Consider the following 26,319-nt stretch of genomic DNA (forward strand, 5'->3'; position numbering starts at 1 on the left):
ATGCGCCGCTTCACCGCAGACTGTCGTAGAAGTCGCGCAGATCGGCGGCGAGCACCTCCGGCCGCAGATGGGCGGCGTAGTGGCCGCCCGCGTCGTAGGACCGCCAGTGGACGATGTTCTTGTGATCGCGCTCGGCGAAGGTGCGCATCGACACGAAGTCGCCCTCGAACATCGCCAGGCCGAGCGGGACCGTCGTCGGCTCCGTGGGATGCTCGGCGTGCGCGTCCTCGTAGTAGAACCGCGTCGCCGACGTGGCGGTGCCGGTCGCCCAGTAGAGCATCGTGTTGGTCAGGATGAAGTCGTCGTCGACGTCCTCACCGAACAACTGGGTGTTCCAGCCCAGCAGCCCGGCCGGCGAGTCGAAGATCCCGTACGACAGCGTCTGCGGCTGCTGCGAGTGGACCATGTTGAACGACATCTTGTTCTCGGAGAACCACCGCAGCACCTCCAGCCCCTTCCGCTCCTCGTCGGTGAGGTTCGCCATCTCCGCCGGGTCGCCGGAGGGGAAGGAGTAGATCTGCGTGACGTGGACGCCGACGACGTGCTCGGGGTCCACCCGGCCCACCTCGGGCGAGACGAACGAGCCGCCGTCGTTGCCCACGGCGCCGTACCGGTCGTAGCCGAGCCTGCGCATGAGCTCCGCCCAGGCCCGGGCCGTACGGAACCGGTTCCAGCCCCGCTCCCTCGTCGGGCCGGAGAAGCCGAAGCCGGGCAGCGACGGGATCACCAGGTGGAACGCCCGCGCCGGGTCCTCGGGGTTCGTCAGCGGTTCAATGATCTTGAGATACTCCACGATCGAGCCCGGCCAGCCGTGGGTGAGGATCAGCGGAAGGGCGTCCTCGTGCGGTGACCGCACGTGCAGGAAGTGGATGTCCTGCCCGTCGATCTCCGTGATGAACTGCGGATACCGGTTGATCTCGGCCTCGTGGGCACGCCAGTCGTACCCGTCCCGCCAGTACTCGGCCAGCCGCTTCACGTACGCGACCGGCATGCCGTAATCCCATCCCGCGCCCGGAACCTCGTCGGGCCAGCGGGTCCGGGCGAGCCGGTCCTTCAGGTCGTCGAGGTCGGCCTGGGGGACGTCGATGCGGAAAGGCCTGATCGGAGGCGTGTTGTCGCTCATGACACCGACAGTACGGACCCTTCCGGACAGCTTCTGTCCTGAAGTGCCGTCAGACTGAGAACATGCTGGAAACCTCGGCGCGGCTGCTGCGCCTGCTGTCGTTGCTCCAGGCCAGGCGCGACTGGCCCGGCGCGATCCTGGCCGAACGGCTCGGCGTGAGCGAGCGGACGGTGCGCCGCGACGTCGACCGGCTGCGCGAACTCGGCTATCCGGTGGAGTCCACCCGGGGCACGGACGGCGGCTACCGGCTGGTCGCGGGGACGGCGATGCCGCCCCTGCTCCTCGACGACGAGGAGGCGGTGGCCGCGGCGATCGGGCTGCGGGCCGCCGCCGGCGTGACGGGCGTCGAGGAGGCGGCCGAGCGCGCCGCCGCCAAGCTCGAACAGGTGCTGCCGTCCCGCCTGCGCCGCCGCGTCGGAGCCCTGCAGACCTACACCGAACCGGTGCCGCCCGATCGGCCGGGTCCGGCGGTCGACCCGGCCGTGCTGAGCGTGCTGGCCGCGGCCTGCCGCGACCGCGAACGGCTGCGGTTCGACTATCGCGGCCACGACGGCTCCTCCGGCGTCCGGGTGGCCGAGCCGTACCGGCTCGTGTCCTGGGGACGCCGGTGGTACCTCGTGGCCTGGGACGTCGACCGCGACGACTGGCGCACGTTCCGGGTGGACCGCATCGCGCCACGAACTCCCACCGGCCCGCGCTTCCCGCCCCGCGACCCGCCGGAGGGCGGAGCGGCGGCGTACGTCGCCCGGGGCGTGTCGTCGGCGGCCTGGCGGCACCGCGCCCGGGTGCTCGTCCACGCCCCCGCCGAGGTGGTCGCCGCGCGGATCAACCCCGCCGTCGGCGTCGTGGAGGACGTCGGCGGCCATACCTGCGTGCTCGCGACGGGAGCCGACACCGTGAACTCGCTCGCCGTCCACCTCGGCCTGCTCGACCTCGACTTCGAGGTCACCGGCCCGCCGGAACTGGTCGACCACCTGCGCGCTCTCACCGCCCGCTACGCCCGCGCGACCGCCGCCGCGGCCGCGGCCGAGGGGCCATGAGGGGTCAGGCCGAGGCGCCGCCGTCGAGCACCAGATCGAGCCCCACCGCGAAGCCGGCGTCGTCCGAGGCGAGCCAGAGCACGGTGCCGGTGATCTCGTCGAGGGTGCCGACGCGGCCGATCGGCAGCGACTCCCTCATCCGGGCGGCCCGGTCGCCCTCGGTCTCGCCGGGGCGCTTGGACATGTCGGTGTCCAGCGGCCCCGGGCTGACCGCGTTGATCCTGATACCGTCCCCGATGCACTCCAGCGCCGCCGTACGGGTCAGGGCGCTGACGGCCGCCTTCGACGCGGCGTAGGCGCCCAGCCCGGCCCTGCGCGTGTGGGCCCCGATGTTCGACGCGATGTTCACGATCACGCCCGATCCCTGCGCGCGCATCGCGGCGATCTCGTGCTTCAACGCGAGGAAGACGCCCGTCGTGTTGACCTGGAGGACACGCGCCCAGTCCTCCTCCGGCATGTCCACGACGGTGCCCGCCGCGAAGATCCCGGCGTTGTTGACCGCGACGTCGAGGCGGCCGAAGCGGGCGACGATCTCGCCGACGAGCCGGGCCACGGCGGCCGAGTCGGTCACGTCGACCGTGACCGCGGCGGCCCGGCCGCCCTCGGCCTCGATCAGCTTGACGGTCTGCTCCAGCGCCTCCGGGCTCCGTGCGGCGGCCACGACGGTGGCGCCCTCCCGGGCGAATCCCTGGGCGAGCGCCCGCCCGACGCCGGAACCCGCTCCGGTGACCAGCACGACCTTGTCCGTGAATCTCATCTATCGCTCCCTTGTCTGCGTGAGGGCTGTCCGGGTGAGAACTGTTCGGGTGAGGGCTGTTCGGGTGAACGCGACGGCGACCGTCGCCGCCGTGAGAAGGAAGACCGGGGCCATGGCGGTGAGGGCGAATCCGTAGCCCTCGGTCACGGCTTGGGCGCCGCCCGCCGATACGTGGCCCGCGCGGGCCTCGGCGAGCGCCACGAGTACGGCGAGGCCCACCGTCGGCCCCGCCTCCATGGCGGTGTTGACCAGTCCCCCGGCCGCCCCCGCGTCCTCGGCGGGCACGTCGTCGAGGGCCGCCACGGTGGCGCCGGAGAAGGCCAGTCCCGAGGCCACCGGGAAGACCAGCAGCCCGGCGAGCACGCTTCCCCCGGCCGCGACATTGCCGAGCAGCAGCATCGACACCGCTGCGAGCAGCAACCCGGCGACCAGCACGCGCCGCACGCCGAAGCGGCGCAGCAGGCGGCCGCTCACCGGCCCCATGACGACGACCAGGAGAAAGGGCAGGAAGGCCAGGCTCGTGGAGATCGGCGACATCCCGCGCACCTGCTGCATGTGGAGACTGAGCAGGAACGTGGTCGTCGCGCTGGCGGCCGCCGTGACGAAGACGACGAGCAGGGCGGCGCCCCTGCGGCGGTGTGCCACGAGCCGGGGCGGCAGCAGCGGCCGCGGCGACCTCGTCTGAAGGACGAAGAAACCGGACGTCAGCAGCAGTCCGGTGACGGTGACGGCCGTCGCGCCCTCCAGCAGGCCGTAGGCGAACGTCACCAGCCCCGCCGTGGCGAGCAGCGCACCGGGCACGTCGAGGCGGACCTCCGTACGAGGCGCGGACGGCAGCAGGAAGGCCCCGGCGGCCACGGCCGCGACGCCGACGGCGGCGGGCAGGAGGAACGACCAGCGCCACGAGGTCACGGCTGCGACGAGGCCGGACAACAGGCTGCCGGCGACGGCCCCGGTGACCGACAGGGTGCCCCACACGGCCAGAGCGCGCTCACGCTGCCGGACGTCCGGGCGGAGCCGCGTCACCAGGGAGACGGCCGCGGGGGCGGCCATCGCGGCGCCCACTCCCTGGGCGAAGCGCGCGGCGAGCAGGACGGCGTGGTCCGGAGCCAGCCCGCCCGCCGCCGACGCCAGTGCGAGCAGGGCCATCCCGGCGAGGAACACCTCCCGGGCGCCCCACCGGTCGGCGAGCCTGCCCCCGAGGAGCAGCAGCCCGCCGAAGGTCAGCCCGTACGCCGAGGTCAGCAGCGCCAGGTCTCCCTGTCCGAGGCCGAACTCCCGCTGGACGGCCGGCAGCGGCACGGTGAGAAGAGTGATCGCCGCGACCAGCGTGACCTGCGCACCGCCGAGCACGACGAACGCCGCCGTGTTTCTAGACCGATCAGTCAAGAATGAAGGCATGAAAAGCGCACTCCTCCTTCCACAACGAGATCAGCGGAGCATCGCGAGGGCCTGGGCGGCGGCGTCGCGCATGCGGGCGGGATCACCCTGACTCTTGCCCATCACCCGCAGCCCTTGGAGGAAGACGAGCACGAACCGCGCCAGCGCCCTGGGGTCGGCCTCGGCGGAGATCTCCCCCTGGGCGCGGGCGCGGATGAGCGCCGAGGTCAGCGCCGTCTCCAGGCTCGTCCAGCTGGTCTCGACGAGCCGGGCGACCGGCTCGTCGTGGGGCAGGAGTTCGGTGGCCGCGTTCACGACCATGCAGCCACGCCGCTCGGGATCACGGATCGAGTCCTCGGTGTAGCGCTCGACCAGGGCCCGTACAGCCGGCAGGGCGGGACCGGGCTGCGACAGCAGTTCGACGAGGTTCGGATCGCACATCTGCGCGTACCGCTCCAGCGCCTTCACGTAGAGGTCGTGCTTGCCGCCGAAAGTGGCATACAGGCTGGCGCGGCCGATGCCGAGATGCTCGACCAGGTCGGCCATCGACGTGGCCTCGTATCCGCGGCGCCAGAACAGGTTCAGGGCCCGCTCCAGCGCGACGTCGGGGTCGAACTCCTTGGTCCTCGCCATGCCCTGAACTCTAAGCCATATCAGAACGATCAGTCAATTAAGCCGTGACGCGCTCGTCCCAGGTGATGCGGTGGTCGTACATCCAGGCCAGCGCGTTCCGCTTCTCCACCTGCCGCATGATCACGGGAAGGATCAGGTCGCGGACGAAGGCCCCGCCGACGCCCGGCGCCTTGCCGTCCCCGTTGCGCTTGCCCTGCGCCACGACGCGCTCGACCCGCTCACGCCGCAACCGCTCGAAGGCGGCGAACGCGCCCGCGGTGTCCGGCACGTCGCGCAGGCACTTGCCGAGCGTGACGGCGTCCTCGATCGCCATCGACGCACCCTGCCCGGAGGACGGCGAGGTGGCGTGGGCGGCGTCTCCGACGATCACCATGCGCTCGTTGAACCACTTCGGCACGGTCGGGAAGTCGTAGGTGCTCCAGGCCGGCAGGATGTGCGGGGTCGCGGCGATGATCTCCCGCATCGGCCCCGTGTCGCCCTCGAACAGGTCCATCAGCCCGGCCCGCCGCTGCTCGGGAGTGATCGCAGCGAGCTCCTCGGGGGTCATCTCCCTGCGGCTCGGCGGGTTGGCGAACCACCACACCTGCCCCTCCGGGTGGATCATGTAACCGAAGAAGCACCGCCTGCCGAAGATGAAGTAGCAGACCCCCGGCCGGCCCGGCACCCGCACTCCCTCGGCGAAGCCGCCGGTGTTCAGCAGCCCGACATATCGGGCGCGGGGGGCGCCGGGGTCGATGAGGGCGCGGGTGCGCGAGCGCAGCCCGTCGGCGCCCACCAGCAGGTCGCCCTCGGCCTCGCCGCCGTCCGCGAAGACCGCCCGCACCCCGTGGGAGGTGGCCGAGGCGTCGGCGAGCCGCTTGCCGTAGTGGATCCGCACGCCCCGCCGTACGGCCTCGTCGCGCAGTTCCCGGTAGAGGTCGGCGCGCCTGAGCGTACGGCTCGGCTGGTTCGTGGTCGCCAGCAGTCTGCCGCGGGCGTTGCGGATCTCCATGACCGGGGTGTCCATGCCGAGATCGCAGACGAGGTCGTGGAGGTCGAGCAGACGCAGGGCCTCCAGCCCGTTGACCGCGAGCGTGAGGAAAGCGCCGACGCCCTCGGCGCCCCTGTCGTAGGCCTCGAAGACCTCGCTGTCGATTCCGGCGCGCTGCAGCGCCATGGCCGTCACGGGACCCGCGATCCCGCCACCGATGATCAGAGCTTTCTTGGTCATGTAATTACTATACATATTATGACTATATAGCGGCAAGGCCCCTATGATGGGCGTCATGTCGACACGGCGCTCTCCCCTGGCCACGGCCGTGCTCGCCCTGGTCTGCGAGTCGCCGATGCACGCGTACCGGATGCAGCAGCTGATCAAGGAGCGGCACCAGGACGACGTGGTCAACGTCGCGCAGCGCAACAGCGTCTATCAGACGATCGAGCGCCTGGTCCGCGACGGACTCCTCGCCGTCCGTGAGACCACCCGCGAGGAGAACCGGCCGGAGCGGACGGTCTACGAAGCCACCGAGACGGGCCGGGAGACGCTCAAGCAGTGGATGCGGACCATGCTGTCCACCCCGGCCAGGGAGTTCCCCGAGTTCCCCGCCGCGCTCGCCTTCCTGCCCGTGCTGCCGCCCGAGGAGGCGCTGGCGGCGCTGCGGCAGCGGATCGCGGCGCTGGAGGCGCGGCTGTCCGCGCTCGACACCGAGATGGCCGACAGCCTGAACTTCGTTCCCCGCCTCTTCCTCGTGGAGTCCGAGTATCAGCGGGCCCAGGTCGCCACGGAGCTGGAGTTCGCGCGCGGCCTCGCCGACGACCTGAGCGAGGGCCGCCTCACCTGGGACTTCCAGATCTGACGCGTGCCGGGCTCGACTGGAGTCCACTCCAGGTACCTAGGGTGGGGGCATGGAATACGGACACCTTGGCCGCACCGGCCTGCTGGTCAGCAAGCTCTGCCTGGGGACCATGAACTTCGGTCCGCAGACCACGGAAGAGGACTCGTTCGCGATCATGGATCGCGCTCACGAGCTCGGCCTGAACTTCTTCGACACGGCCAACGTCTACGGCTGGAAGAAGGGCGAGGGGATCACCGAGAACATCATCGGCCGCTGGTTCGCCCAGGGCGGCGGCCGTCGTGAGCGTACGGTCATCGCCACCAAGCTGTACGGCTCGATGGGCGACTGGCCGAACGAGGAGAAGCTGTCCGCGCTGAACATCCGGCGGGCGGCGGAGGCCTCGCTGCGCCGCATGCAGACCGACTACATCGACGTCTACCAGGCCCACCACATCGACCGGGACACCCCGTTCGACGAGTTCTGGGAGGCCATGGACATCCTCAAGCAGCAGGGCAAGATCCTGTACGTCGGCTCGTCGAACTTCGCCGGCTGGCACATCGCCAAGGCCCAGGAGTCGGCCCGCCGCCGGAACACCCTCGGCCTGGTCAGCGAGCAGTCCCACTACAACCTGCTCGTCCGGGCGCCCGAGCTGGAGGTCATCCCGGCGTGCGAGGACTACGGCCTCGGGCTGATCCCGTGGAGCCCGCTGGCGGGCGGCCTGCTCGGCGGCATCCTGCGCAAGATCGACAAGGGCCGTTCGGCGTCCGACATGATCGCCGCCCAGCTCGACAAGCACCGCGACAAGATCGAGCGGTACGAGGCGTTCTGCGACGAGCTCGGCGAGGACCCGGCCAACGTCGGACTGGCGTGGCTGCTGCACCAGCGGGCGGTCACCGCGCCGATCATCGGCCCCCGCACGGTCGAGCAGCTCGACGGCACGATCCGGGCACTGGAAATCGAGCTGGACGACAAGGCGCTCGCCCGGCTCGACGAGATCTTCCCCGGCTTCAAGACCGCCCCCGAGGAGTACGCCTGGTGATCAGGCGCTGTTGAGCAGTGCGCCGACGATCACGATGAGCACGAGCAGCGCGAGCACCGTGGGCAACAGCCAGCGACGAGGACGATCCACGTCATGGAGCCTAGTCGCGGACTGCCAATGGGTACGCCTCGACCTGCTCGTACCGCACGCTCGCCCCGGTGTGGCTGCGTACGAGGTGCACCGACGACACCTCCCAGCGCCGTCCACCGAAGGCGCTCAGGGCGCCGACCAGGGGGCGCAGGTCGTCGCCGTGGCGTGACCGGGTTCTCGAACGGGCCAGGGTGAGATGGGGATGGAACCGCTTGCGGTCCGTCTCCGCCGCCCCGGCCCGCCGGGCCCCGGCCGCCACCGAGCCCGCGAGCCGGGTCAGTGCCGGTCCGGCGTCCAGGCCGACCCAGAAGATGCGTCCGCGGGAGGCGGAGGGAAAGGCTCCGGCGCCGCCGAACGACACCGTCTCGGGGGAATAGCGGCCGGCCGCCCGGGCCAGCCGTACGCGCAGTTCGGGCAGGACATCGTCGGGCACCTCGCCGAGGAAGGCCACGGTCACGTGCCACAGCGTGGGATCGACCCAGCGCAGCTCCGTCCACTCGGCGCGTACGGGCTCGACCGCCGTGGCGATCTCCGCCAGCGCCTCAGGCGGCGGCAGCAGCGCCACGAACAATCTGCTCACGTGCCGATTCTTCCCTGGCAGCCACGCGTGCCGCGACCATCCGGGTCACCAGCACCGCCAGGCAGACGCCGCACATGCTCAGCACGCCGGCGGCCACGACCGAGACCCGGGGACCGGCCACTTCGGCGAGCCAGCCGACCAGCGGTGATCCGATCGGGGCTCCCCCGGTGAAGACCAGCACATAGATGCCCATCACGCGGCCGCGCATCTCGGGCGAGGCGCCGAGCTGCACGATCGTGTTCACGGTCGTGTTGACCGTGATCATCGCCATGCCCGCGGGGACGAGCATCAGCAGGAAGGCCGGGTATCCGGGGACGAGACCGGCGGCGACCTGGAACAGCCCGAAGCACAGCGCCCCGGCGATCAGGAAGCGGGGGCTCGGCTTGAGCCTGCGCGCGGCCAGCAGCGCCCCGCCGAACGCCCCGACGGCGAACGCGCTGGACGCCACGCCGAAGGAGGACGCGCCCGCGCCGAACGCCTGCTTGGCCATCAGCGCGATGCTGGTCGAGAAGCTCTGCGCGAAGATCGCCATGAACGCCACGAGCAGCAGCGGCAGCAACAGGTCGGGGCGGCCGCCGACATAGCGCAGGCCCTCCCGCAACTGCCCCTTGCCCCGTGGCACCGGCTCCGGCGAGCGCAGCTCGGACGCCCGCATGAGCGCGAGCCCGGTGATCACGGCGGCGAACGACACGGCGTTCAGCACGAAGATCGGACCGGTGCCCATCCAGGAGATCAGCAGGCCGGCCACCGCCGGGCCGACGACCCGGGCGAGGTTGAAGGTCGAGCTGTTCAGCGCGATGGCGTTGGGCAGGTCCCGGCGGCCCACCATCTCGACCACGAACGACTGCCGTGTGGGCACCTCGACACAGGACACCAGGCCGAGCGTCAACGCCATGGCGTACACGTGCCAGACCTGGGCCGTCCCCGTGAGGACCAGCACGCCCATGGTGAGCGCCAGCAGCCCCATGAGGGTCTGGGCGGCCATGAGGATCCGGCGCTTGGGGTAGCGGTCCGCGATCACCCCGCCGAACATCCCGAACAGCATCGTCGGCAGGAACTGCAGCGCCACGGTGACGCCGAGCGCCGAGCCGCGGCCGTGCGCGAGGTCGAGGACCAGCCAGTCCTGGGCGGTGCGCTGCATCCAGGTGCCGACGTTGGAGACGACGCCGCCGGAGGCGAACAGGCGGTAGTTGTAGTTCCGCAGCGAGCGGAACATGCCGCCTACATCGTGGACAGCTTCTCCAGGATCGGCGCCGCCGCGCGCAACGTCGCCCGTTCCTCCGGCGTCAGGTCCTTGAGCCGCTGCGCCAGCCAGGCTTCCTTCGTCCGGCGTTCCTCCTTGAGCAGCGCCGCCCCCTGGGCCGTCACCCGCACCGTCACCTGCCGGCGATCGGTCGGATGGGGGCTGCGTTCCAGCAGGCCGCGCTCCTCCAGCTTGGCGATCACGCGGGTCATCGAGGGCGGCTGCACCTTCTCGTGCTCCGCGAGCTCGCCGGGGGTCATTGCGGTGTGGCGCTCGACGGCGACGAGCGTCGCGAGCTGTGTGGGCGTCAGTGAGTGGTGCGCGGCCTGCTTGCGCATCCGTCGCGTCAACCGGGCGAGGGACACGCGCAGGGCGGACGCGAGAGCGGCGTCGCTGCGCAAGTTCTGGGCGTTCGTTAGCATGACTCATTACCTTTGCTAACTATATGTTTCATGCCCGCATTCCTCCAAATCGTTCGGCTCTGCGTGGGGATCGCGACACACCGTACCGGCGCGGTCCGGGGCATGAACGATCAAGGCCCGGCCCCCGTGGGGGGGCCGGGCCCGTGTACGCGCATCGCGTCAGGCGAAGTCCTCCGGCGCGAACTCCTTCGGCTCGACCAGGACGAGCCAGTTGCCCTGGTTGTCGCGGATAACCGCCTCCACACCGTACGGCCGGTCCGCGGGCTCCTGCAGGACCGTCACGCCCTTGGCCGTGAGCTCCTGGCAGGTCTTGCGGCAGTCGTCCACGCGCAGCCCCAGGGCGCCGGCCTGGCCCTTGTCGAGCTGCCTGCGATAGAAGTCGGCACCCTCCTCGTCGAGCGGCGGCCCCGGCTTCATCAGCGTGATCTCGAGTTCCGGCTGGTCCGGGTGGTTGATGGTGACCCAGCGGAACCCGTCCAACTGGACGTCGGTGTTGGGGACGAAGCCGAGGACGTCCACGTAGAAGTCGCGGGCCTCGTCCTGGTCCCGGCAGTAAAGCGTGATCAAGGAGACGTTCCGAATCATGCGCCAGATGCTACTTTGACCCCTCTGACCTGGGCTTCTCCGAAATTGCACAATCGTCGTCCCGCTTCGGCGCACCACGCAGGTCGAGCACTCCGTTCATGAACAGGAAGCAGCCGGGGACGCGGGGGCCGCCGCGCGCCGCCCACCGGTCGCGGTACTCGCTCGGGCTCTCTCCCACCATCCGGCGGAACTTGGCCGAGAACGACCCCAGGCTGCTGAACCCCACGGCCATGCAGACCTCGGTCACGGTCAGGTTGGCGAACCGCAGCAGGTCCTGGGCGCGCTCCAGCCGCCGCCGGGTGAGGTAGCGCATCGGCGTCTCGCCGTACGCCGCTTCGAAGCAGCGGACGAAGTAGAACTTGGAGACCCCGGCGACGGCCGCGAGCCGGTCGAGATCGAGCTCGCTCCGGTAGTCGCGGTCCATGCGGTCCCTGGCCAGGCGCAGCCGCGGCAGCAGCTCCACCGGCACCGTCCGCTGTCCCCTCACGGCCACGTCACGACACTAGCCCGCCGCACCGACAGATCTGCGCACCTGCCGAGGCATTCTAACGATGTTAGGTTGCCATTCTAACGACGTTAGAAAGGCACCGAATGAGCCCGGCCCCACGCATCGACACCGAGGCGATCGTCCACGCCGCCTTCGACGTCCTGGATCGGGAGGGCTTCGCCGCGCTCTCGATGCGCACGCTGGCCGCGCACCTCGAGGTGAAGGCGGCGTCGCTCTACTACCACGTGCCGAACAAGGCGGCCCTGCTCCAGCTGGTCGCGGACCGCGTCGCGCGTCAGGTGGTCGCGGCGTTCGTTCCCGGCCGGCCCTGGCGGGAGCTGCTTCACGGCATGGCGCGCGACCTGCGCGAGGCCCTTCGGGCCCACCCCGGGGCCGCGGCCGTCGTCGCCGTGCGGAACGCGTCGCCGGAGGTGTTCGAGAGGGCCGTTCCCTTCGTCCTGTCGGCCATGCACGAAGGGCTGCGCCTCACCGACGACGAGGCGCTGCACCTGGTCCAGGCGCTGTACGTCCTGGTGACCGGTCTCGCTCTGGCCGAGTTCGGCGAGACGCCGGAGCCGCCGGCCGCACCCGCCGCCTATTACGACGCCTGGTTCGACACCGCCGTATCGACGTTCCTGGAGGGAATCCGGGCACGGCACGGCGCGTGATCCCCCCGATCCGGTTCAGGAAGGACTTCCGGCCATGTTTCTCACCGCGCTGCTCCTGGTCGTCGCCGCCGACGCCTACTTCATCCTCACGACGCTCGCCGACCTCTTCCCGTTGAACAACGTGCGGGAGGCGAAGAGGTCGGAGCAGCTGACCGAGGTGGCCGTGAACGGGCCGATCCTGGCGCTCCCCGCCCTGCTGCTCGTCTGGGCGCCCGCGGCCGGGCTACCCGCCCTCGCCTACGCCGGGGCGGCCGCCGAGCTGCTCGCGCTCCTCGGCGGCCTCGCCCTGTGGTGGCTGCCGTACCTGGCCGGGGTGACGGTGCCGTGGGCGACGGCGGGCACGGGCGAGACCTGGGCCGCGCTGCACGCGCGCACCTACGCGAAGACCGTCATCGTGCTCCCCCGCCGGGGCGAGCGTCCACGGCCCAATCTGGAACACATGATCCTGCACACGCTCATGCTCGCGGCCGCCGTGTGCACGTTCGCCGCCGCGACGGCCCTGTGACGTACGCCGGGCCGCCGGGACGGGAACCCGGCGGCCCAGGACGCACGCGAAGACGCCGGCTCAGGACAGCCCGAGCAGGCTCTTGATGGGCTCCAGCGCGAAATACACGACGAACAGCGCGCCCACCAGCCACATCAGGGGGTGGAGGTCGCGTGCCCTGCCGCGGAACACCTTGATGGCGATGTAGCTCACGAAGCCCGCGCCGATGCCGGCGGTGATCGAGTACGTGAACGGCATGAGCACGATGGTCAGGAACGCGGGGATCGCGGTCTCGAAGTCGCTGAAGTCGATCTCCTTGACCTGGGTCATCATCAGGAAGCCGACGACCACGAGAGCCGGGGTCGCCGCCTCGAACGGCACGATCTCCGTCAGCGGGGCGAAGAACATGGCCAGCAGGAACAGCACGCCGGTGACGATGCTCGCCAGACCGGTGCGCGCGCCCTCGCCGACGCCGGCCGCCGACTCGATGTAGGTGGTGTTGGACGAGACGCTGGCCGCGCCGCCGGCCGCCGCCGCGAGCGAGTCGACGAGCAGGATCTCCTTGGTGCGCTCGACGGTCCCGTCCTCCTGGACCAGGTTCGCCTGGCGGCCCACGCCGACGATCGTGCCCATCGTGTCGAAGAAGTCGGCGAGCATGAGGGTGAAGACGAACATCACGGCCGCCAGGCCGCCGATCTTGGCGAAACTGCCGAACAGGCTGAACTGGCCGAGCAGCGACAGGTCGGGCAGCTCGATGAAGTTCTTCGGCCACGCGGGCACGTTGAGCGACCACCCGTTGGGGTTGCTCCCGTCGGGAGTCTGCGGCCCGACCTTGCCGATCCACTCGACGATCATGGCGAGCACGGTCGTGCCGACGATCCCGAGCAGGATGGCGCCCTTGACCCTGCGGGCGACGAGGAAGGCCGTCACGAGCAGGCCGACGACGAAGACGAGCGTGGGCCACCCGGTCAGCGAGCCGTTGCCCAGCGCGCCGAGCTTGACCGGGACCGTGGTGTTGCTCGCGTCCGGCATGCGCCGGACGAACCCGGCGTCGACGAACCCGATCAGCGCGATGAACAGGCCGATTCCGACGCTGATCGCGGTCTTGAGCTGGGCGGGGATCGCGTGGAAAACCGCCACCCGGAAGCCCGTCACCACGAGGATCGCGATGACGATGCCCTCGAGCACCACCAGGCCCATCGCGTCCTCCCACGACATCTGGCTGGCGATGCCGAAGGCGAGGAAGGCGTTCAGTCCGAGGCCGGTGGCCAGGGCGAACGGCACCCGGCCGAAGACGCCCATGATGATGGTGAGGATGCCGGCGGCGAACGCGGTGGCCGCGGCGACCAGCGCGATGTTGGGGTTCTCCCCGTCGCCGAGGAACTGGCCCGTCTTGTCGGCGACGGTGCCGATGATGAGGGGGTTGAGCACCACGATGTAGGCCATCGTGAAGAAGGTGGCGAAGCCGCCGCGGACCTCCTGTCCGACGGAGGATCCACGGGCTGAGATGGAGAAGTATCGATCGAGGAAATTAGGGGTGTTCATGGGGTTCGCATTCACGCGCGCAGAGTCGCAGGCCCTTACCATCCGCGGAAAGAGCCAGGGGAGCAGCGTTGTCCTTTCGTGACCGGTTTGTCATGAAGATACCGGGTCGCTGCCGTGACCTTCTAAGCTGGCTGGCGTGAGCGAGCGCCGCCCGGACCCCATGCCTCTCAGAACGAGGGACACCCTCACGATCCTGGCCGGGACGATCCTGTGGGTGATCGCCCTGGCCGTCGTGCTGCTGGTGGTCAAGCCCGCCGGCCCGCGGCCGGTCTGGGTCTGCGTCGCCGGGATCGGCCTCGGCCTGTTCGGCCTCGTGTACGTCCGCCGCCGCGACGCCCGGCTGAGCGAGTCCGTCCCCGCCGCCGAAGTGGACGAGTCGGAACCCCGACGCCCCTGAGGGGCGGAACGTCAGCGATCGGCGGGTTCCCACCACGTCATGTGGGCGGCCGCCTCGGACACCGGCTCGATGATCTCCCACGCCTCCGCGATCAGCCCGTCGGCGAGCCGCCAGATGTCGACGACCGCGATCTCCGGCCCGGCACCGGGCAGCCGGCGCCGCGAGTGCATCACGACGTGGTCACCGTCGGCCAGCACGTGCCGGATCTCCACCTGCATGCCGGCGAGCGGGACGAACGCGGCGCGGACGGCGGTGAGCCAATCCGCCCTGGTCCTCGTCGCGTCCGGCCGATGGTGGACGAAGTCGTCGCTCAGCGACGACGCGAGCGCGTCGACGTCACCCGTCGCGATCAGCGCCGCCAGCGCCTGCCGCACGATGCTCTTGTTGTCTGGGGTCATGTCCTTGGTTGGCATGACCGGCAGTGTTTCCGCCGTTGGCGTGGCTTGTCGATGAAGTGGCATTTCATCGGCGTACGGCTCGCCCGGGAGTAGCATCGGCGGCCATGCACACGATCGGGGACCTGTTGCGGCGCTGGCGGCATCATCGGCGGCTCAGCCAGCTGGATCTCGCGATCGCCGCCGACGTCTCGGCCCGGCACGTCAGCCTGGTGGAGACCGGCAAGTCCCACCCGAGCGCCGACATGATCCTGCGGCTCGCCGAACAGCTCGACGTGCCGTTGCGCGAGCGCAACCGGCTGTTGCTCGCCGCCGGCTTCGCACCCCGCTACGCCGAGCGGCCGCTCGGCGGGGACGCGCTGTCGGCCGCCCGGGATGCGATCGGGAGGGTCCTGCGGGCGCACGAGCCGTACCCCGCGCTGGTCGTCGACCGCCGGTGGAACATCGTGATGACCAACAGCGCCCTCGACCCGTTCCTCGCACACGTCGCGCCCGATCTGCTGCGGCCGCCGGTCAACATGGTGCGGCTCGGGCTGGACCCGCGCGGGCTCGCTCCGCACATCGTCAACCTGGCCGAGGTGCGTGCGCTGCTCCGTGTCCGGATCGGGCGTCAGCTCGTCGTCGCTCCCAGCGCCGAGCTGACCGCGCTCTACGAGGAGTTACTGGCTCCCGGCCCGGGCCGCGAGGACGCGCGGCACCCGATCGAGTCCGAGATCGCCGTCCCGATGATCTTCCGCTTCGGCGGACGGGAACTGCGGCTGTTCTCGACCACCACCACGTTCGGCACGCCGATGGACGTCACCCTGGACGAGGTCGCGATCGAGTCGTACTACCCCGCGGACGCGGAGAGCGCCGCGTACTTCACCACGCCGGGCCGGGTCTCCTACGAGGCTTAGATCGAGGCCGTGGGGTCGAGGTCGGCCTCGGCGAGCAGCAGGGGGACCCGGGCGGGGTCGCGGAGCAACGCCGCCACGGCGAGGCGGTCGCCCCACTGGCCGGCCGCCCAGGCGAGACCCCTGGCCAGGCCGTCGACGCCGGTGGCGTGCACCACGCCCTCGTAGAACCGCCACGGCACCGGCCTGCCGTCCACGAGCAGCTCGTCGTGCTCGACGTACGTCGAGGGCGCCGCGGGCAGCAGCGAGCGCACCTCGGGCGGCACGGGCTTCTCGGCGCCGGTCGAGGTGACCGCCCCGGTGACCTCCTCCCCGGCGAGCGGCAGGTCGAGCACCTCCGACAGCGCCTCGGCGAGGTCGAACGGCGCGAGCACGAGTGGCCGGTCCTCGACCAGGGGGAGCAGGTCGGGCGCCTCCACCACGACCGGCCCGTCCTCGACGTCCGCGACCGTGACCGTGCCCTTCAGCACGGCGCGTACGGCCTCGGGCGGGCTCACCCGGGCGGGATCGACGGCCGCCAGCGCGATCCACAGGGACCGCAGCTGGGCCCGGTCGACCTCCAGAGACGAGTCGGCCAGCAGGTCGAGCAGCTCTTCCGGGCCGCCGTGCGAGCCGAGCAGGTCGGCGAGGGTGGACCGGACGCCGATCATCGTCAGCGCGGTCTCGTCGATCCCCGCGGGGGCCTCGCCGTACAGGCCGAACAGCAGCGGGTCGCCCGCCGGGAGCCGCAGCTCGGTCGGCTTGCGCCCGCCGAGCACCGGGTGCCGCGACAGCCACCAGGCCGTGTACGACGGCACCTCGACGGTCTGTCCCGCCACGATCACCCGCATGGGCCGCAGGGCGGCGCGCAGCGGGGGCCGCGACAGCAGCGCGAGCGCGTTCGGCCAGTCCGCGACATACTCCAGGTCGCGGACGGCGGTGAACTCCCGGACCACCGGCGGCACGTCGAGATCGGCGTTCAGCAGGCCGGGCAGCAGGTCGAGCACGGCCTCCAGCCACTCGTCCTCGAGGTCGAGGTCGTGGTCGCACTCGGCGGGATCGAGCAGCACGTCGGAGTCGTTGACCACGGCGAAGCCGTCGAGCACCCCGGCCGCCGCCAGCACGTGCGGGCCGAACCTCTCCACCAGGTCGGGCGCGGCGACGCCGAACGGCACGTCGGGGTCGATCAGACCGGCCAGCGAGCCCTCGGCCAGCAGCAGCTCGCCCGCCGCGTACAGCTCGCCGTCGGCACCGCGCAGCGCCAGCTCGGCCAGCCACGGGGCCTCCCCCGCGGTCAGGCCCGCCGCGTCGACCAGGGCGAGCACGGCCTGGGCCACCGGCTCGGGGTCGGCGCTGTTCAGCGACTCTGACACGGCCGCGTGGGTGAGCGGGTCCTCCAGCACCGTACGCGGGGTCGCCTCGGCCGCGCCCAGCCGCAGCAACAGCGGGTGGACGGCGTCCGGATGGACGATACGCAGCCCGAGCGGCCCCAGCAGGGAGGGGTCCAGGGAGCCCTCCGTGGAGAGCACGAGCGTGCCGCGCGGGCCGCGCACCAGGCGGCCGTCGGCCAGCGGCACCGGGATCGCGCCGATCGCCTCCAGGTCGTCGGCGGGCAGCACCTCATACAGCGACCGCCACCACGCCGGATCCTTGTCCTCCACGGCCTCGCCGGACAGCATGTCGACGACGTCGGCCAGGTCGACCCGGCGCACGCCGAGCGTGGTCAGGGCCGGGCGCCGGGAGGCCCAGCCCGCCGGCAGCAGCCCGGGGACGATACCGGCGACCTTCGCGAGGAACTCGGCCGGCCCCTCGACCGCCCTCGCCTCGCTGCCGGGCACGACGCCGTCGCAGATCGTCGGCAGCAGCGGCGTGTCCGGCAGGGCCTCGACGATCTCCCGCCTGATCGCCGCGTCGAGCGCGCCCTTGCCCATCAGGCCGGGCACGAGACCGAGCAGGTCCGGGGTCGCCGGCAGCTCGCCCAGCAGCCGCACGTACGCCGCCGCGGCCCGCGTGACCAGGAAATCGGCGAGCGGCCCGGGGGCGACGTGCCGCCGGTCGGTGGTCATCGGGAACGACGCGATGAGCAGGGCGGGCAGGTCGAGCGGCTCGTCGCTCGGCGTCGGCGCGTGCACCACGCCCGGCACCACCCCCGCAATGTCGCCGCGGCGATCGACGGGGACGGCCCAGCGGACCTCCCAGTACGGCCGGGCCCGCTCCTCGGTCGGCCGGTCGGCGAACAGCTCGGCCACCTGCTCCGGGGTGAACGTCCCCGAGTCGGCGACCACGTGCCAGCCCTCGCCCGTGATCGTGCGGGTCCGCCCGTCCACCTCGATCTCGACGGTCTCCAGCGCCGGCATCGACAGCGGCAGCGCGGGCCCCGCCTCCTCCAGCATCCGCCGTACGGCCTGCTCGGCGGCCTGGTCGCGCAGCGGGAGCCGGACGACCGTGTCGTAGCCCTCGGGCACGTCGAGCGTGTCCTCGGGGAACGGCAGGCGCAGCAGCGGGACGTGCCCCTCGCGGCCCTCAAGCTCGGCGGCGAGCTCCGGCCGGGCCGCGACCAGCCCGGCGGTCTCCTCACGAGACCACCGCACGCCTCCGGTGGCGCGGGAGGCGATCGCGGGCGCGTCGGTGACCGACACCACGGCGGCGAAGCCGACGCCGAACCGGCCGGCCGCTCCCGCCTCGTCCTTCTTGCCCGAGACGCGCAGGGTGCACAGGCCCTCGACACCGGCCTGGTCGAGCGGCGCGCCGACGTTGGCGGCCAGCAGCACGCCGTCGGCGAGCGTCAGCCGCAGGCGGCCCGGCACACCGGCCCGCATCGCGGCGTCGGCCGCGTTCTGGGCGAGCTCCACGACCAGCCGGTCGCGGTAGCCGCCGAGGGCGAAGTCCTCCTCGGCGTTGGCGTCCTCGCGGAAGCGGGCGGGCGAGGCCGTCCAGGCCGCGAGAACGGTGTCACGCAGGCGCGCGGTATCGAACATGATCAGGCGTGGCCCAGGGGTTCGGAGCCGGCCTCGTCCGCCGAGCCCGGCTCGATGATGTCGTATCCCAGGTCGTCCAGGATCGGCGGCGCCGAATCCGTGACCATCGAGGGAACGGTGGTCGCCTCGGAGTGCGCCCCGCAGCCGTGGTCGGCCGACACCACGCGGCCGTCGTCCGGCGCGTACTCGTTGGTGCAGACTCCGAAGCCGAGGCCCAGCGCTCCGGCGAGCGGCCAGTAGAAGCCGCAGGTGGAGCATTGGGCGGGGGCGGCGTTCGCGATAGGGGTGTGCGGGCCGGACTCACCCGCCCGCCAGCGCCGCGCGGCCAGGTCCCGGCCGAGCACCGACAGGACGCGGGCGCGTCCCAGCCCCAGCTCGAAGGCCATCTGCTTGTCGATGTCCTCGTCGGCGGAGGCGAACCCGGGCACGAGCCGGTCGTCGTCGGCCTCGGTCGGCAGCAGGTCGCCCACGCCGAGGTCGCCCGGGAGCAGCCGCTCGTTCCACGGCACCCACGCGGGCGCGAGCAGCGCGCCCGCACCGGGCAGCAGCACGGTCTCGCTCACGGTCACGACGCGCGCACGGGAGGCACGGGTGACGGTGACCGCCCAGCGCCAGCCGCGGTAGGCGCGGTCGAGGCACTCGAAGTAATGGGTGACGACCCGGTCGCCCTCGTTGTCGAAGCCCAGGTGCCCTCCCACCTCCCCGGGACGCGCGGTCTGCTCCGCGGCCCGGCGGGCGAGGTCGACCGCCGCCGCACAGGCCTGGTCGACTGGAGTGCTACGGATTCGGGTACGACTCACACTCCATTTTCACCCACGCCGCGAGCGGACCGCACCGACTCGATGGGCAAATCTTGAAAGGACCCACGGTGCCTATGGTGAAGATTTGGGCGAAAGTCGCGGGTGTTGTGAGAGCGCCGGCGCGGGCGACGCGCCGGCTCACGCACGCCCAGGGAGCGGGCCGCACCGGTCTCGGCCACCTCATCGAGCTGACGGCCGCCCATTCGGCCGGAGACGCGCTGGTCACCGTGGCCCTCGCCGGGGCGCTGCTGTTCGGGCTGCCGGTCGGCCAGGCCCGCGGTCAGGTCGCGGCCTACCTGCTGATCACGATGCTGCCGTTCGCGGTGGTGGCGCCCTTCGTCGGGCCGGTTCTCGACCGGCTCCGCTCGGGCCGCCGCTACATCATGGCCGGCACCCTGCTGGCGCGGGGCCTGCTGTGCTGGGGGATGGCCGGCGCGATCCACACCTCCGACGCCGTCACGCTGTTCCCTTCGGCGCTCGCCGTGCTGGTCCTGTCGAAGGCCTACAACGTGTCCCGGGCGGCGATCATGCCGAGCGTGCTGCCCGCCGACATCCCGCTGGTGACCGCCAACGCCAGGGTCGCGTTGTTCGCGCTGGTCTCGGCCGGCGTCGGCGCCGGCGTGGCCACCGGCCTGTCCGCCGCCGCCGGAGCCGACTGGGTGCTGCGCGGCGCCGTGCCGCTGTTCCTGCTGTCCGGGGTGTTCGCCGTACGGCTGCCGCGGCACGTGGACGCGCCCGACCTGGAGGAGGACGAGCCGCGGCCTCGCTGGCGCACCGTGCTCAACCTGGGCCCGGTGGTGGGCGAGGCCATGGGCGCCAACGCCGCGATCCGGGTGCAGTCGGGCTTCCTCGTGTTCTTCCTGCTGTTCCTCGTGCAGGACGGCCACCTGCGCGGCGTGGACCCGAAGGTCGCGCTGGCGCTGCTGGCCGTCGCCGCGGGAGCGGGCGGCCTCGTCGGCGCCGCGGCCGGCTCCTGGTCGCGCTCCCGGTCGCCGCACCTGACCGTCATGGCCACGCTCGCGCTGGCCACGCTCGCCACCGTCGCCGCGGCGTTCTTCTTCACCGTGTGGACGGCCGCCGCCGTGGCACTCGTGGGCGCGTTCGCCCAGGGCCTCGGCAAGCTCGCGTTCGACGCGATCGTGCAGCGCGAGATCGGCGAGGAGGTGCGCTCCTCGGCGTTCGGCGTCGCGGAGACGCTGCTTCAGATCGCCTGGGTGCTCGGCGGCCTGCTGGGGCTGGTGATGTCGCTGTTCGTGGCCGGTCCCGCCGGGCTCGGCGTGATGTCCGCCGCCCTCGCGCTCTCCTTCGGCCACCTCGTCACGCTCCGCCGCCGCAGGCTCGCCGCCCGCGCCGCCGCGGTCACCTGAACTCCCGGGGCACATGACTACCGGGGCGCCCGGACTCTCGCGGCACGTTTGTTCCCGGGGGCCCGCCGCCCACGCCCACGAGGCCGGGCGGCGGGCGTCACTCCCCGGGCGCCGACTACGCGTCGGCTATGCGTCGAGATCGTCGGCCACGGCGCGCAGCACGGTCGCGATCTTCTTGGCGTGCGCCGCGTCCGGGTGCTTGCCCCGCTGGTAGGAGTTGGAGATGTCGTCGAGCAGTTTGATCAGATCCTCGACGATGACGACCATCTCGTCGGGCTTCTTCCGCTTCGCCTTGCCCTTGGCGGTCTTGGCCAGCGTGGGGGGCTGGTCGATCACCCGCACCGAGAGCGCCTGCTGGCCGCGGCGGCTTTCGGCGACTCCGAACTCGACCTTCTGCCCGGGCTTGAGCGCCTCGGCGCCCTTGGGCAGGGCGGAGGAATGCACGAAGACCTCACCGCCGTCGTCGCGGGTGAGGAAGCCGAAACCCTTGTCGGCGTCGTACCACTTGACCTTGCCACTCGGCACAGGGGTGACCTCGTTCAGACTGTCGTGAAGGTGACTGGATGTAGGTTATGCCCAGAGAGAGCCCCCGTGGACCCACCAAAGGGCCAATGAAGCATCCCGTGACGAGATTCTTGTGGATCTTCTTCGTGAGTGCGCGAAACCCCTGCCGTACGGGCGCTCAGGCGGCCGGATGAACGCGCCGCCCTACCATGGAGAAGATGACGGGCACGGACTTCAGCGAGTGGTTGCGCGGCCGTTCCGACGAGCGACTGCGGGCGCTCGTGGCGGCGCGGCCCGAACTCGTGACGCCCGTCCCCGCCCACATCGACGGCCTCGCCGCCCGGGCCTGCAGCCCCTCGGCCATCGGCCGCGCGCTCGACCGGCTCGACCGGTTCTCGCTCGCCGTGCTGGAGACGCTGGCCCTGCTGCCCGGCCCCGCCACCCGGGAAACCCTGCTGCCGCCGCTCCGCCGCGCCGTTCCGGACGATCAGGACGACGAAGCGGTCGGGGCCGCTCTCGACGCCGCGCTCGACCTGCTGACCACGCGTGCTCTGGCCTACGAGTGCGAGGGCGCGCTGCTGCCCGCGCCGGGCGTGGCCGACGCGCTCGAGCCCCCGGCCGCCCTCGGGCCGCCGGCCGCCGAGGTGTTCCGCCACCACGCGCCGGAACGGCTCGACGTGCTCCTGCGGGACGTCGACCCGGCGTACGAGGATGGGGCGCAGGCGGATGGCAGGGAGCGTCTCGCGGCGCTGCTGGCCGAGCCGACGACGGTCGGCCGGCTCCTGGACGAGGTCTCCCCGCAGGCCAGAACGGCCCTGGACGGGCTGGTCTGGGGCCCGGCGACCGGGCGGCTGCCGAACGCCCGCCGCGAGGTGGACGCGGCGAGCGCGCAGTCGCCCATCGAGGAGTTGCTGGCCCGCGGGCTGCTGGGCGCGACCGGGGAGGAGACCGCCGCGCTTCCCCGCGAGGTCGCCCTCGTGCTGCGCGACGGCCGCGTGCACCGCGATCTGTCCCCCGGCCCGCCCGCTCTCGACGGCGCCGTACGCGACCAGGACCTGGCCGACCGTACGGCCGCCGGCCAGGCCTTCACGTTCGTGCGCACGGTCGAGGAGCTGTGCGAGGTGTGGAGTGTGGACCCGCCGGGCGTGCTGCGCGCGGGCGGCCTCGCCGTACGCGACCTCAGGCGGACGGCCCAGCTCCTCGACCTGCCGGAGTGGGCGGCGGGGCTGGTCGTCGAGGTCGCGCACGCGGCCGGGCTGGTCGCGGCGGGCGAGGGGGAGTGGCTGCCGACGGGCGGCTACGACGGCTGGCGGATCAAGGCCACCGAGGACCGGTGGGCCGTGCTCGCCCGTGCGTGGGCCGCGATGGAACGCGCCCCCGGGCTGATCGGCGAGCGGGACGACCGGGACCGCCCGCTGAACGCCCTCCACCCCGACCTGCGCAGACCGGGGGCCGCACAGACGCGGGCGCGGACGCTGGCCGTGCTGGAGTCCGCGCCGCCCGGCCTCGCGCCGACGCCCGAGTCCGTGCTGGCCCGCCTCGCCTGGGAGCAGCCCCGTCGCCGCCCCGCGTTGCGCGACAGGCTCGTACGCTTCGCGCTGCGCGAGGCCGAGCACATCGGCGTGACCGGGCTCGGTGTGCCGTCCTCACACGGCCGGGCGGTGGCCCGGGGCGACGACACGGCCGCGACCCTGCTCGGCCCGCTGCTGCCCGAGCCGGTCGACCACGTGCTGCTGCAGGCCGACCTCACCGCCGTGGCGCCCGGCCCGCTGACCACCGGCCTCGGCCGCCGGCTGGCGCTGATGGCGGACGTGGAGTCCAAGGGCGGCGCCACGGTCTACCGGTTCGGCGAGCAGTCGGTCCGACGGGCGCTCGACGCCGGTCACTCCGCCGACGACCTGCTCGCCGTGCTGGAGCGGCACTCGTCGACCCCGGTCCCGCAGCCGCTGAGGTACCTGGTGACCGATGTCGCCCGCCGCCACGGCCGGATCCGGGTCGGTGCCGCGTCGGCGTACATCCGGTGCGACGACCCGGCCCTGCTCGACGAGGTGCTCGCCGACAAGCGGGCCCACCTGCTGCGGCTGCGGCGGCTCGCGCCGACCGTGCTGGCGTCCAAGACGTCGCGGGCCGCGCTGGTCGACTCGCTGCGGGCGATGGGGTACGCGCCGGTGGCCGAGTCGCTGGAAGGCGACGTGGTCGTCGCGCGGGCGGACGCCCGGCGGACCGAGGGACAGCTCACCGCCCGGGTGACCGCGAACACCACGCCCGACCCCGAGGTCATCGACGCCGCCGTGCGCGCGATCCGGGCGGGAGACGCGCGGCGACGGCCCGTCGAGGCGCCGGAGGGCCAGGTGCCCCGTTCCCCCGCCACCGCCACCATCAGCGCGCTCCAGGAGGCCATCCGGCAGGGGGCGCGCGTGTGGATCGGCTATCTCGACTCGCAGGGACACGCCACCAGCCGCATCCTCGAACCGGCCCGGATGGAAGGCGGCTACCTCACCGCCTACGACGAGACCCGGGCGACCGTCCACCGCTTCGCTCTGCACCGGATCACGGGTATCGCCGAGATCGGAAGATGACCTGTTCGTGGTAAACCTTGAGATCTCCCGTAGTAAAGGATTTCAGGGTGACGACTCCAGAGCAGCCGGGGCAGGGACCCCAGGATTGGCAGACGCCGTCCAATCCCTATGGACCGCCGTCCGGCTCCAATCCTTATGGACCGCCGTCCGGCTCCAACCCCTACGGCCAGCAGCAGTACGGACCGTACGGAACGCCGGGCCCCGACCCGAACCAGCAGTACGGACCGTACGGGGCACCGGGCCCCGACCCGAACCAGCAGTACGGGCAGCCGGGGCCGAATCCGTACCAGCAGCAGCAGTACGGCTACTACCCGCCCGGTGGTTACCCCCCGCGGCAGGAGGGCCCGCGCACGCACGCGATCGTGGCCCTCGTCGTCAGCATCGTGCTGTCGTTGAGCTGCTACGTGACCCTCGGCGGCATCGCCGGGGCGATCCTGTCGGGGATCGCGCTCAGCAAGGTGGACACGAACCCCGATCAGGCGCGCGGGCTGCTGAAGTGGGCGTGGATCGCCATCGGCATCAACGTCGTGCTGGTCGTGCTGGGGGTCGGCGGGGTCATCTGGGCCGGGGTCAACGGCTACCTCGACTGATCGCGGGCTGATCGCACCCCTGCGGCATTCGCGAGACCGGGACTGATTCGGCCCGGCCTCGTGTTTGATATGCGGTAAGCCGTACGAGGGGGGCAGGCATTGAGTGACGGGCCGCTGATCGTTCAGTCGGACAAGACGCTGCTGCTGGAGGTCGACCACCCGAGGGCGGACGAGTGCCGCAAGGCCATCGCCCCGTTCGCGGAGCTGGAACGCGCGCCCGAGCACGTCCACACCTACCGGATCACCCCGCTCGCGCTGTGGAACGCCCGGGCCGCCGGGCACGACGCCGAGCAGGTCGTCGACGCGCTGATCGGTTTCAGCCGCTACCCCGTGCCGCACGCGCTGCTCGTCGACATCGCCGAGACCATGGCACGGTACGGCAGGCTGCGGCTGGAGAAGCACCCCATCCACGGCCTGGTGCTCACCAGCACCGACCGCGCCGTGCTGGAGGAGGTGCTGCGCTCCAAGAAGATCCAGCCGCTGGTCGGGGATCGCTACGGCGCCGACATCGTCGCCGTCCACCCCTCGGAGCGCGGCAACATCAAGCAGACGCTGCTCAAGCTCGGCTGGCCGGCCGAGGACCTGGCCGGATACGTCGACGGCGAGCACCACCCCATCGACCTGCGCGAGGACGGCTGGACGCTCCGGCCCTACCAGAAGGAGGCGGCCGACGCCTTCTGGCACGGCGGATCCGGGGTCGTGGTGCTGCCGTGCGGCGCGGGCAAGACGATCGTCGGCGCGGCGGCGATGGCGCACGCCCGGGCGACGACGCTGATCCTGGTCACCAACACCGTCTCGGCCCACCAGTGGAAGCAGGAGCTGCTCAGGCGTACCTCGCTGACCGAGGACGAGATCGGCGAATACACCGGCACCAGAAAGGAGATCCGCCCGGTCACGATCGCCACCTACCAGGTCATGACGACCCGGCGGCAGGGCACCTACCGGCATCTCGAGCTGTTCGACGCCCGCGACTGGGGGCTGGTCGTCTACGACGAGGTCCACCTGCTGCCCGCGCCGATCTTCCGGATGACCGCCGACCTGCAGGCCCGCCGGCGCATCGGCCTCACCGCCACGCTCGTGCGCGAGGACGGCCGGGAGGGCGACGTCTTCTCGCTCATCGGGCCCAAGCGGTACGACGCGCCCTGGAAGGAGATGGAGAACCAGGGCTACATCGCCCCGGCCGAGTGCGTCGAGGTGCGGGTGACGCTCAGCGACGACGAGCGGCTGGCCTACGCCATGGCCGAAAGCGACGAACGCTACCGGTTCTGCTCGACCACCCCGGCCAAGACGCGGGTGACCGAGGCGCTGGTTCGCCGGCACGCCGACGAGCAGGTGCTGGTCATCGGGCAGTACATCGACCAGCTCGACGAGCTGGGCGAGCACCTGGACGCGCCGGTCATCAAGGGTGACACCAAGATCAAGGAGCGCGAGCGCCTGTTCCAGGCGTTCCGCGACAAGGAGATCCGGGTGCTGGTGGTCTCGAAGGTCGCCAACTTCTCCATCGACCTCCCCGAGGCCGCCGTGGCGATCCAGGTCTCCGGCACGTTCGGCTCGCGCCAGGAGGAGGCCCAGCGACTCGGCCGCGTGCTGCGTCCCAAGGCGGACGGCGGCGGCGCACGCTTCTACTCCGTGGTCAGCCGCGACACCGTCGACCAGGAGTTCGCCGCGCACCGGCAGCGGTTCCTGGCCGAGCAGGGCTACGCCTACCACATCATCGACGCCGACGACGTGGGCGAGGAGGACCCGGCGCGCTGATCCCCCGGGCGGGGAGCCGGGGCGCACGACCGGGCGGGGGGCCCGTGGTGGGCGCACGACCTGGCGGGGGCCCGTGGTGGGCGCACGACCTGGCACAGGACCCGTGGCGGGCGCTGGGCCGGGCGGGGGCCGAACGGCCGGCCGAGCTCAACCTGCCCGCTCCGCTCCACCCACGAGAATCTCCGTGGGTGG

The 26,319-nt window shown here is 71.9% G+C and carries 26 protein-coding genes; 11 read left to right on the top strand and 15 right to left on the bottom strand.

All coding sequences use genetic code 11. The features are described from left to right. Positions 1 to 10: 10 nt before the first annotated feature. Entirely contained in the window at positions 11 to 1,123 is a 1,113-nt protein-coding gene (locus ACQPZZ_RS36615; RefSeq protein WP_432926684.1) for an epoxide hydrolase family protein, read from the bottom strand. Positions 1,124 to 1,185: 62 nt separating this feature from the next. Between ACQPZZ_RS36615 and ACQPZZ_RS36620 the strand changes: the two genes are divergently transcribed. Further along, entirely contained in the window at positions 1,186 to 2,163 is a 978-nt protein-coding gene (locus ACQPZZ_RS36620; protein ID WP_432926686.1) for a helix-turn-helix transcriptional regulator, read from the top strand. Positions 2,164 to 2,167: 4 nt separating this feature from the next. Here the strand turns inward: ACQPZZ_RS36620 and ACQPZZ_RS36625 are convergent, their stop codons facing one another. Genes ACQPZZ_RS36625 through ACQPZZ_RS36640 form a run of 4 tightly spaced genes read right to left on the bottom strand, consistent with a single transcriptional unit; the run spans position 2,168 to position 6,143 of the window. Continuing rightward, entirely contained in the window at positions 2,168 to 2,920 is a 753-nt protein-coding gene (locus ACQPZZ_RS36625; RefSeq protein WP_432926688.1) for an SDR family NAD(P)-dependent oxidoreductase, read from the bottom strand. Further along, the gene (locus ACQPZZ_RS36630; RefSeq protein ID WP_432926690.1) at positions 2,921 to 4,321 is read right to left on the bottom strand and encodes an MFS transporter; all 1,401 of its coding nucleotides are present in this window, start codon (positions 4,319 to 4,321) and stop codon (positions 2,921 to 2,923) included. A gap of 30 nt (positions 4,322 to 4,351) precedes the next feature. Beyond that, positions 4,352 to 4,933, bottom strand: a complete 582-nt coding sequence (locus ACQPZZ_RS36635) for a TetR/AcrR family transcriptional regulator (RefSeq protein ID WP_432926692.1) — start codon at positions 4,931 to 4,933, stop codon at positions 4,352 to 4,354. A 37-nt stretch (positions 4,934 to 4,970) separates the two neighbouring features. Beyond that, the gene (locus tag ACQPZZ_RS36640) at positions 4,971 to 6,143 is read right to left on the bottom strand and encodes an FAD-dependent monooxygenase (RefSeq protein WP_432926694.1); all 1,173 of its coding nucleotides are present in this window, start codon (positions 6,141 to 6,143) and stop codon (positions 4,971 to 4,973) included. Between the two features lie 55 nt (positions 6,144 to 6,198). Here ACQPZZ_RS36640 and ACQPZZ_RS36645 point away from each other — a divergent pair, with 55 nt between their 5' ends. Both ACQPZZ_RS36645 and ACQPZZ_RS36650 read left to right on the top strand, forming a co-directional pair. Then, positions 6,199 to 6,768 (top strand): PadR family transcriptional regulator, encoded by a 570-nt coding sequence (locus ACQPZZ_RS36645; RefSeq protein ID WP_432926696.1) that lies wholly within the window; start codon positions 6,199 to 6,201, stop codon positions 6,766 to 6,768. A 49-nt stretch (positions 6,769 to 6,817) separates the two neighbouring features. Continuing rightward, a complete protein-coding gene (locus ACQPZZ_RS36650) occupies positions 6,818 to 7,786 on the top strand; it encodes an aldo/keto reductase (protein ID WP_363643489.1) in 969 nt (322 codons plus the stop codon). Between the two features lie 100 nt (positions 7,787 to 7,886). On the opposite strand, the gene thpR is transcribed toward ACQPZZ_RS36650, so the two are convergent. The 5 genes from thpR to ACQPZZ_RS36675 form a co-directional block, all read right to left on the bottom strand. Continuing rightward, positions 7,887 to 8,456, bottom strand: a complete 570-nt coding sequence (thpR, locus tag ACQPZZ_RS36655; RefSeq protein ID WP_432926699.1) for an RNA 2',3'-cyclic phosphodiesterase — start codon at positions 8,454 to 8,456, stop codon at positions 7,887 to 7,889. Beyond that, positions 8,419 to 9,672, bottom strand: coding sequence for an MFS transporter (locus tag ACQPZZ_RS36660; protein ID WP_432926701.1), 1,254 nt, complete (start codon positions 9,670 to 9,672; stop codon positions 8,419 to 8,421). Before ACQPZZ_RS36660 ends, thpR begins: the two co-directional genes overlap by 38 nt. 5 nt (positions 9,673 to 9,677) lie before the next feature. Continuing rightward, positions 9,678 to 10,121, bottom strand: a complete 444-nt coding sequence (locus ACQPZZ_RS36665) for a MarR family winged helix-turn-helix transcriptional regulator (RefSeq protein ID WP_363643483.1) — start codon at positions 10,119 to 10,121, stop codon at positions 9,678 to 9,680. A 159-nt stretch (positions 10,122 to 10,280) separates the two neighbouring features. Then, positions 10,281 to 10,706, bottom strand: a complete 426-nt coding sequence (locus ACQPZZ_RS36670; RefSeq protein ID WP_432926703.1) for a VOC family protein — start codon at positions 10,704 to 10,706, stop codon at positions 10,281 to 10,283. A 10-nt stretch (positions 10,707 to 10,716) separates the two neighbouring features. Further along, positions 10,717 to 11,199, bottom strand: coding sequence for a helix-turn-helix transcriptional regulator (locus ACQPZZ_RS36675; protein ID WP_363643479.1), 483 nt, complete (start codon positions 11,197 to 11,199; stop codon positions 10,717 to 10,719). A gap of 98 nt (positions 11,200 to 11,297) precedes the next feature. Between ACQPZZ_RS36675 and ACQPZZ_RS36680 the strand changes: the two genes are divergently transcribed. Then, a complete protein-coding gene (locus tag ACQPZZ_RS36680; RefSeq protein WP_432926706.1) occupies positions 11,298 to 11,861 on the top strand; it encodes a TetR/AcrR family transcriptional regulator in 564 nt (187 codons plus the stop codon). 34 nt (positions 11,862 to 11,895) lie between these two features. Further along, on the top strand, positions 11,896 to 12,366 hold the full coding sequence (locus tag ACQPZZ_RS36685) for a hypothetical protein (RefSeq protein WP_432926708.1): 471 nt from the start codon (positions 11,896 to 11,898) through the stop codon (positions 12,364 to 12,366). Between the two features lie 60 nt (positions 12,367 to 12,426). Here the strand turns inward: ACQPZZ_RS36685 and ACQPZZ_RS36690 are convergent, their stop codons facing one another. After that, a complete protein-coding gene (locus ACQPZZ_RS36690; protein ID WP_432926710.1) occupies positions 12,427 to 13,890 on the bottom strand; it encodes an NCS2 family permease in 1,464 nt (487 codons plus the stop codon). A gap of 136 nt (positions 13,891 to 14,026) precedes the next feature. Here ACQPZZ_RS36690 and ACQPZZ_RS36695 point away from each other — a divergent pair, with 136 nt between their 5' ends. After that, positions 14,027 to 14,287 carry a DUF2530 domain-containing protein gene (locus ACQPZZ_RS36695; protein ID WP_432926711.1) on the top strand — a complete coding sequence of 87 codons (261 nt, stop codon included), beginning with the start codon at positions 14,027 to 14,029 and terminating at the stop codon, positions 14,285 to 14,287. Positions 14,288 to 14,298: 11 nt separating this feature from the next. Here the strand turns inward: ACQPZZ_RS36695 and ACQPZZ_RS36700 are convergent, their stop codons facing one another. Then, positions 14,299 to 14,700, bottom strand: coding sequence for a nuclear transport factor 2 family protein (locus ACQPZZ_RS36700; protein WP_432926713.1), 402 nt, complete (start codon positions 14,698 to 14,700; stop codon positions 14,299 to 14,301). A gap of 89 nt (positions 14,701 to 14,789) precedes the next feature. On the opposite strand from ACQPZZ_RS36700, the gene ACQPZZ_RS36705 reads away from it, so the two are divergent. Further along, the gene (locus ACQPZZ_RS36705; RefSeq protein ID WP_432926715.1) at positions 14,790 to 15,578 is read left to right on the top strand and encodes a helix-turn-helix domain-containing protein; all 789 of its coding nucleotides are present in this window, start codon (positions 14,790 to 14,792) and stop codon (positions 15,576 to 15,578) included. Here ACQPZZ_RS36705 and ACQPZZ_RS36710 read toward each other — a convergent pair. Together ACQPZZ_RS36710 and ACQPZZ_RS36715 are read right to left on the bottom strand one after the other, a co-directional pair. After that, positions 15,575 to 18,532, bottom strand: a complete 2,958-nt coding sequence (locus ACQPZZ_RS36710; protein WP_432926717.1) for a sacsin N-terminal ATP-binding-like domain-containing protein — start codon at positions 18,530 to 18,532, stop codon at positions 15,575 to 15,577. The two genes, ACQPZZ_RS36705 and ACQPZZ_RS36710, sit on opposite strands and share 4 nt — an antisense overlap. 2 nt (positions 18,533 to 18,534) lie before the next feature. Continuing rightward, complete coding sequence (locus ACQPZZ_RS36715; RefSeq protein ID WP_432926718.1) at positions 18,535 to 19,332, bottom strand: DUF3027 domain-containing protein; 798 nt, start codon at positions 19,330 to 19,332, stop codon at positions 18,535 to 18,537. A 107-nt stretch (positions 19,333 to 19,439) separates the two neighbouring features. Between ACQPZZ_RS36715 and ACQPZZ_RS36720 the strand changes: the two genes are divergently transcribed. Further along, positions 19,440 to 20,699: an MFS transporter gene (locus ACQPZZ_RS36720; protein ID WP_363643463.1), complete on the top strand. Its 1,260-nt coding sequence runs from the start codon at positions 19,440 to 19,442 to the stop codon at positions 20,697 to 20,699. Between the two features lie 126 nt (positions 20,700 to 20,825). Here ACQPZZ_RS36720 and ACQPZZ_RS36725 read toward each other — a convergent pair whose 3' ends face one another. Beyond that, positions 20,826 to 21,224, bottom strand: a complete 399-nt coding sequence (locus ACQPZZ_RS36725; protein ID WP_363643461.1) for a cold shock domain-containing protein — start codon at positions 21,222 to 21,224, stop codon at positions 20,826 to 20,828. Positions 21,225 to 21,421: 197 nt separating this feature from the next. On the opposite strand from ACQPZZ_RS36725, the gene ACQPZZ_RS36730 reads away from it, so the two are divergent. The 3 genes from ACQPZZ_RS36730 (at position 21,422) to ACQPZZ_RS36740 (ending at position 26,127) form a co-directional block, all read left to right on the top strand. After that, positions 21,422 to 23,782, top strand: a complete 2,361-nt coding sequence (locus ACQPZZ_RS36730) for a helicase-associated domain-containing protein (protein WP_432926721.1) — start codon at positions 21,422 to 21,424, stop codon at positions 23,780 to 23,782. A 47-nt stretch (positions 23,783 to 23,829) separates the two neighbouring features. Continuing rightward, complete coding sequence (locus ACQPZZ_RS36735; RefSeq protein ID WP_432926723.1) at positions 23,830 to 24,372, top strand: hypothetical protein; 543 nt, start codon at positions 23,830 to 23,832, stop codon at positions 24,370 to 24,372. 99 nt (positions 24,373 to 24,471) lie between these two features. Continuing rightward, positions 24,472 to 26,127, top strand: a complete 1,656-nt coding sequence (locus ACQPZZ_RS36740; protein WP_432926725.1) for a DNA repair helicase XPB — start codon at positions 24,472 to 24,474, stop codon at positions 26,125 to 26,127. Positions 26,128 to 26,319 lie beyond the last annotated feature (192 nt).

The sequence above is a fragment of the Microbispora sp. CA-135349 genome, assembly GCF_050947365.1.
GTDB lineage: Bacteria > Actinomycetota > Actinomycetes > Streptosporangiales > Streptosporangiaceae > Microbispora.

What these genes read in the sequence shown, in the direction of transcription:
- ACQPZZ_RS36710 (WP_432926717.1), bottom strand. Translation starts at nt 18,532, where the DNA reads ATGTTCGATACCGCGCGCCTGCGTGACACCGTTCTCGCGGCCTGGACG.
- ACQPZZ_RS36640 (WP_432926694.1), bottom strand. Translation starts at nt 6,143, where the DNA reads ATGACCAAGAAAGCTCTGATCATCGGTGGCGGGATCGCGGGTCCCGTG.
- ACQPZZ_RS36670 (WP_432926703.1), bottom strand. Translation starts at nt 10,706, where the DNA reads ATGATTCGGAACGTCTCCTTGATCACGCTTTACTGCCGGGACCAGGAC.
- ACQPZZ_RS36615 (WP_432926684.1), bottom strand. Translation starts at nt 1,123, where the DNA reads ATGAGCGACAACACGCCTCCGATCAGGCCTTTCCGCATCGACGTCCCC.
- ACQPZZ_RS36665 (WP_363643483.1), bottom strand. Translation starts at nt 10,121, where the DNA reads ATGCTAACGAACGCCCAGAACTTGCGCAGCGACGCCGCTCTCGCGTCC.
- ACQPZZ_RS36650 (WP_363643489.1), top strand. Translation starts at nt 6,818, where the DNA reads ATGGAATACGGACACCTTGGCCGCACCGGCCTGCTGGTCAGCAAGCTC.
- ACQPZZ_RS36620 (WP_432926686.1), top strand. Translation starts at nt 1,186, where the DNA reads ATGCTGGAAACCTCGGCGCGGCTGCTGCGCCTGCTGTCGTTGCTCCAG.
- ACQPZZ_RS36700 (WP_432926713.1), bottom strand. Translation starts at nt 14,700, where the DNA reads ATGCCAACCAAGGACATGACCCCAGACAACAAGAGCATCGTGCGGCAG.
- ACQPZZ_RS36660 (WP_432926701.1), bottom strand. Translation starts at nt 9,672, where the DNA reads ATGTTCCGCTCGCTGCGGAACTACAACTACCGCCTGTTCGCCTCCGGC.
- ACQPZZ_RS36680 (WP_432926706.1), top strand. Translation starts at nt 11,298, where the DNA reads ATGAGCCCGGCCCCACGCATCGACACCGAGGCGATCGTCCACGCCGCC.
- ACQPZZ_RS36625 (WP_432926688.1), bottom strand. Translation starts at nt 2,920, where the DNA reads ATGAGATTCACGGACAAGGTCGTGCTGGTCACCGGAGCGGGTTCCGGC.
- ACQPZZ_RS36685 (WP_432926708.1), top strand. Translation starts at nt 11,896, where the DNA reads ATGTTTCTCACCGCGCTGCTCCTGGTCGTCGCCGCCGACGCCTACTTC.
- ACQPZZ_RS36705 (WP_432926715.1), top strand. Translation starts at nt 14,790, where the DNA reads ATGCACACGATCGGGGACCTGTTGCGGCGCTGGCGGCATCATCGGCGG.
- ACQPZZ_RS36630 (WP_432926690.1), bottom strand. Translation starts at nt 4,321, where the DNA reads ATGCCTTCATTCTTGACTGATCGGTCTAGAAACACGGCGGCGTTCGTC.
- ACQPZZ_RS36730 (WP_432926721.1), top strand. Translation starts at nt 21,422, where the DNA reads ATGACGGGCACGGACTTCAGCGAGTGGTTGCGCGGCCGTTCCGACGAG.
- ACQPZZ_RS36635 (WP_432926692.1), bottom strand. Translation starts at nt 4,933, where the DNA reads ATGGCGAGGACCAAGGAGTTCGACCCCGACGTCGCGCTGGAGCGGGCC.
- ACQPZZ_RS36690 (WP_432926710.1), bottom strand. Translation starts at nt 13,890, where the DNA reads ATGAACACCCCTAATTTCCTCGATCGATACTTCTCCATCTCAGCCCGT.
- ACQPZZ_RS36645 (WP_432926696.1), top strand. Translation starts at nt 6,199, where the DNA reads ATGTCGACACGGCGCTCTCCCCTGGCCACGGCCGTGCTCGCCCTGGTC.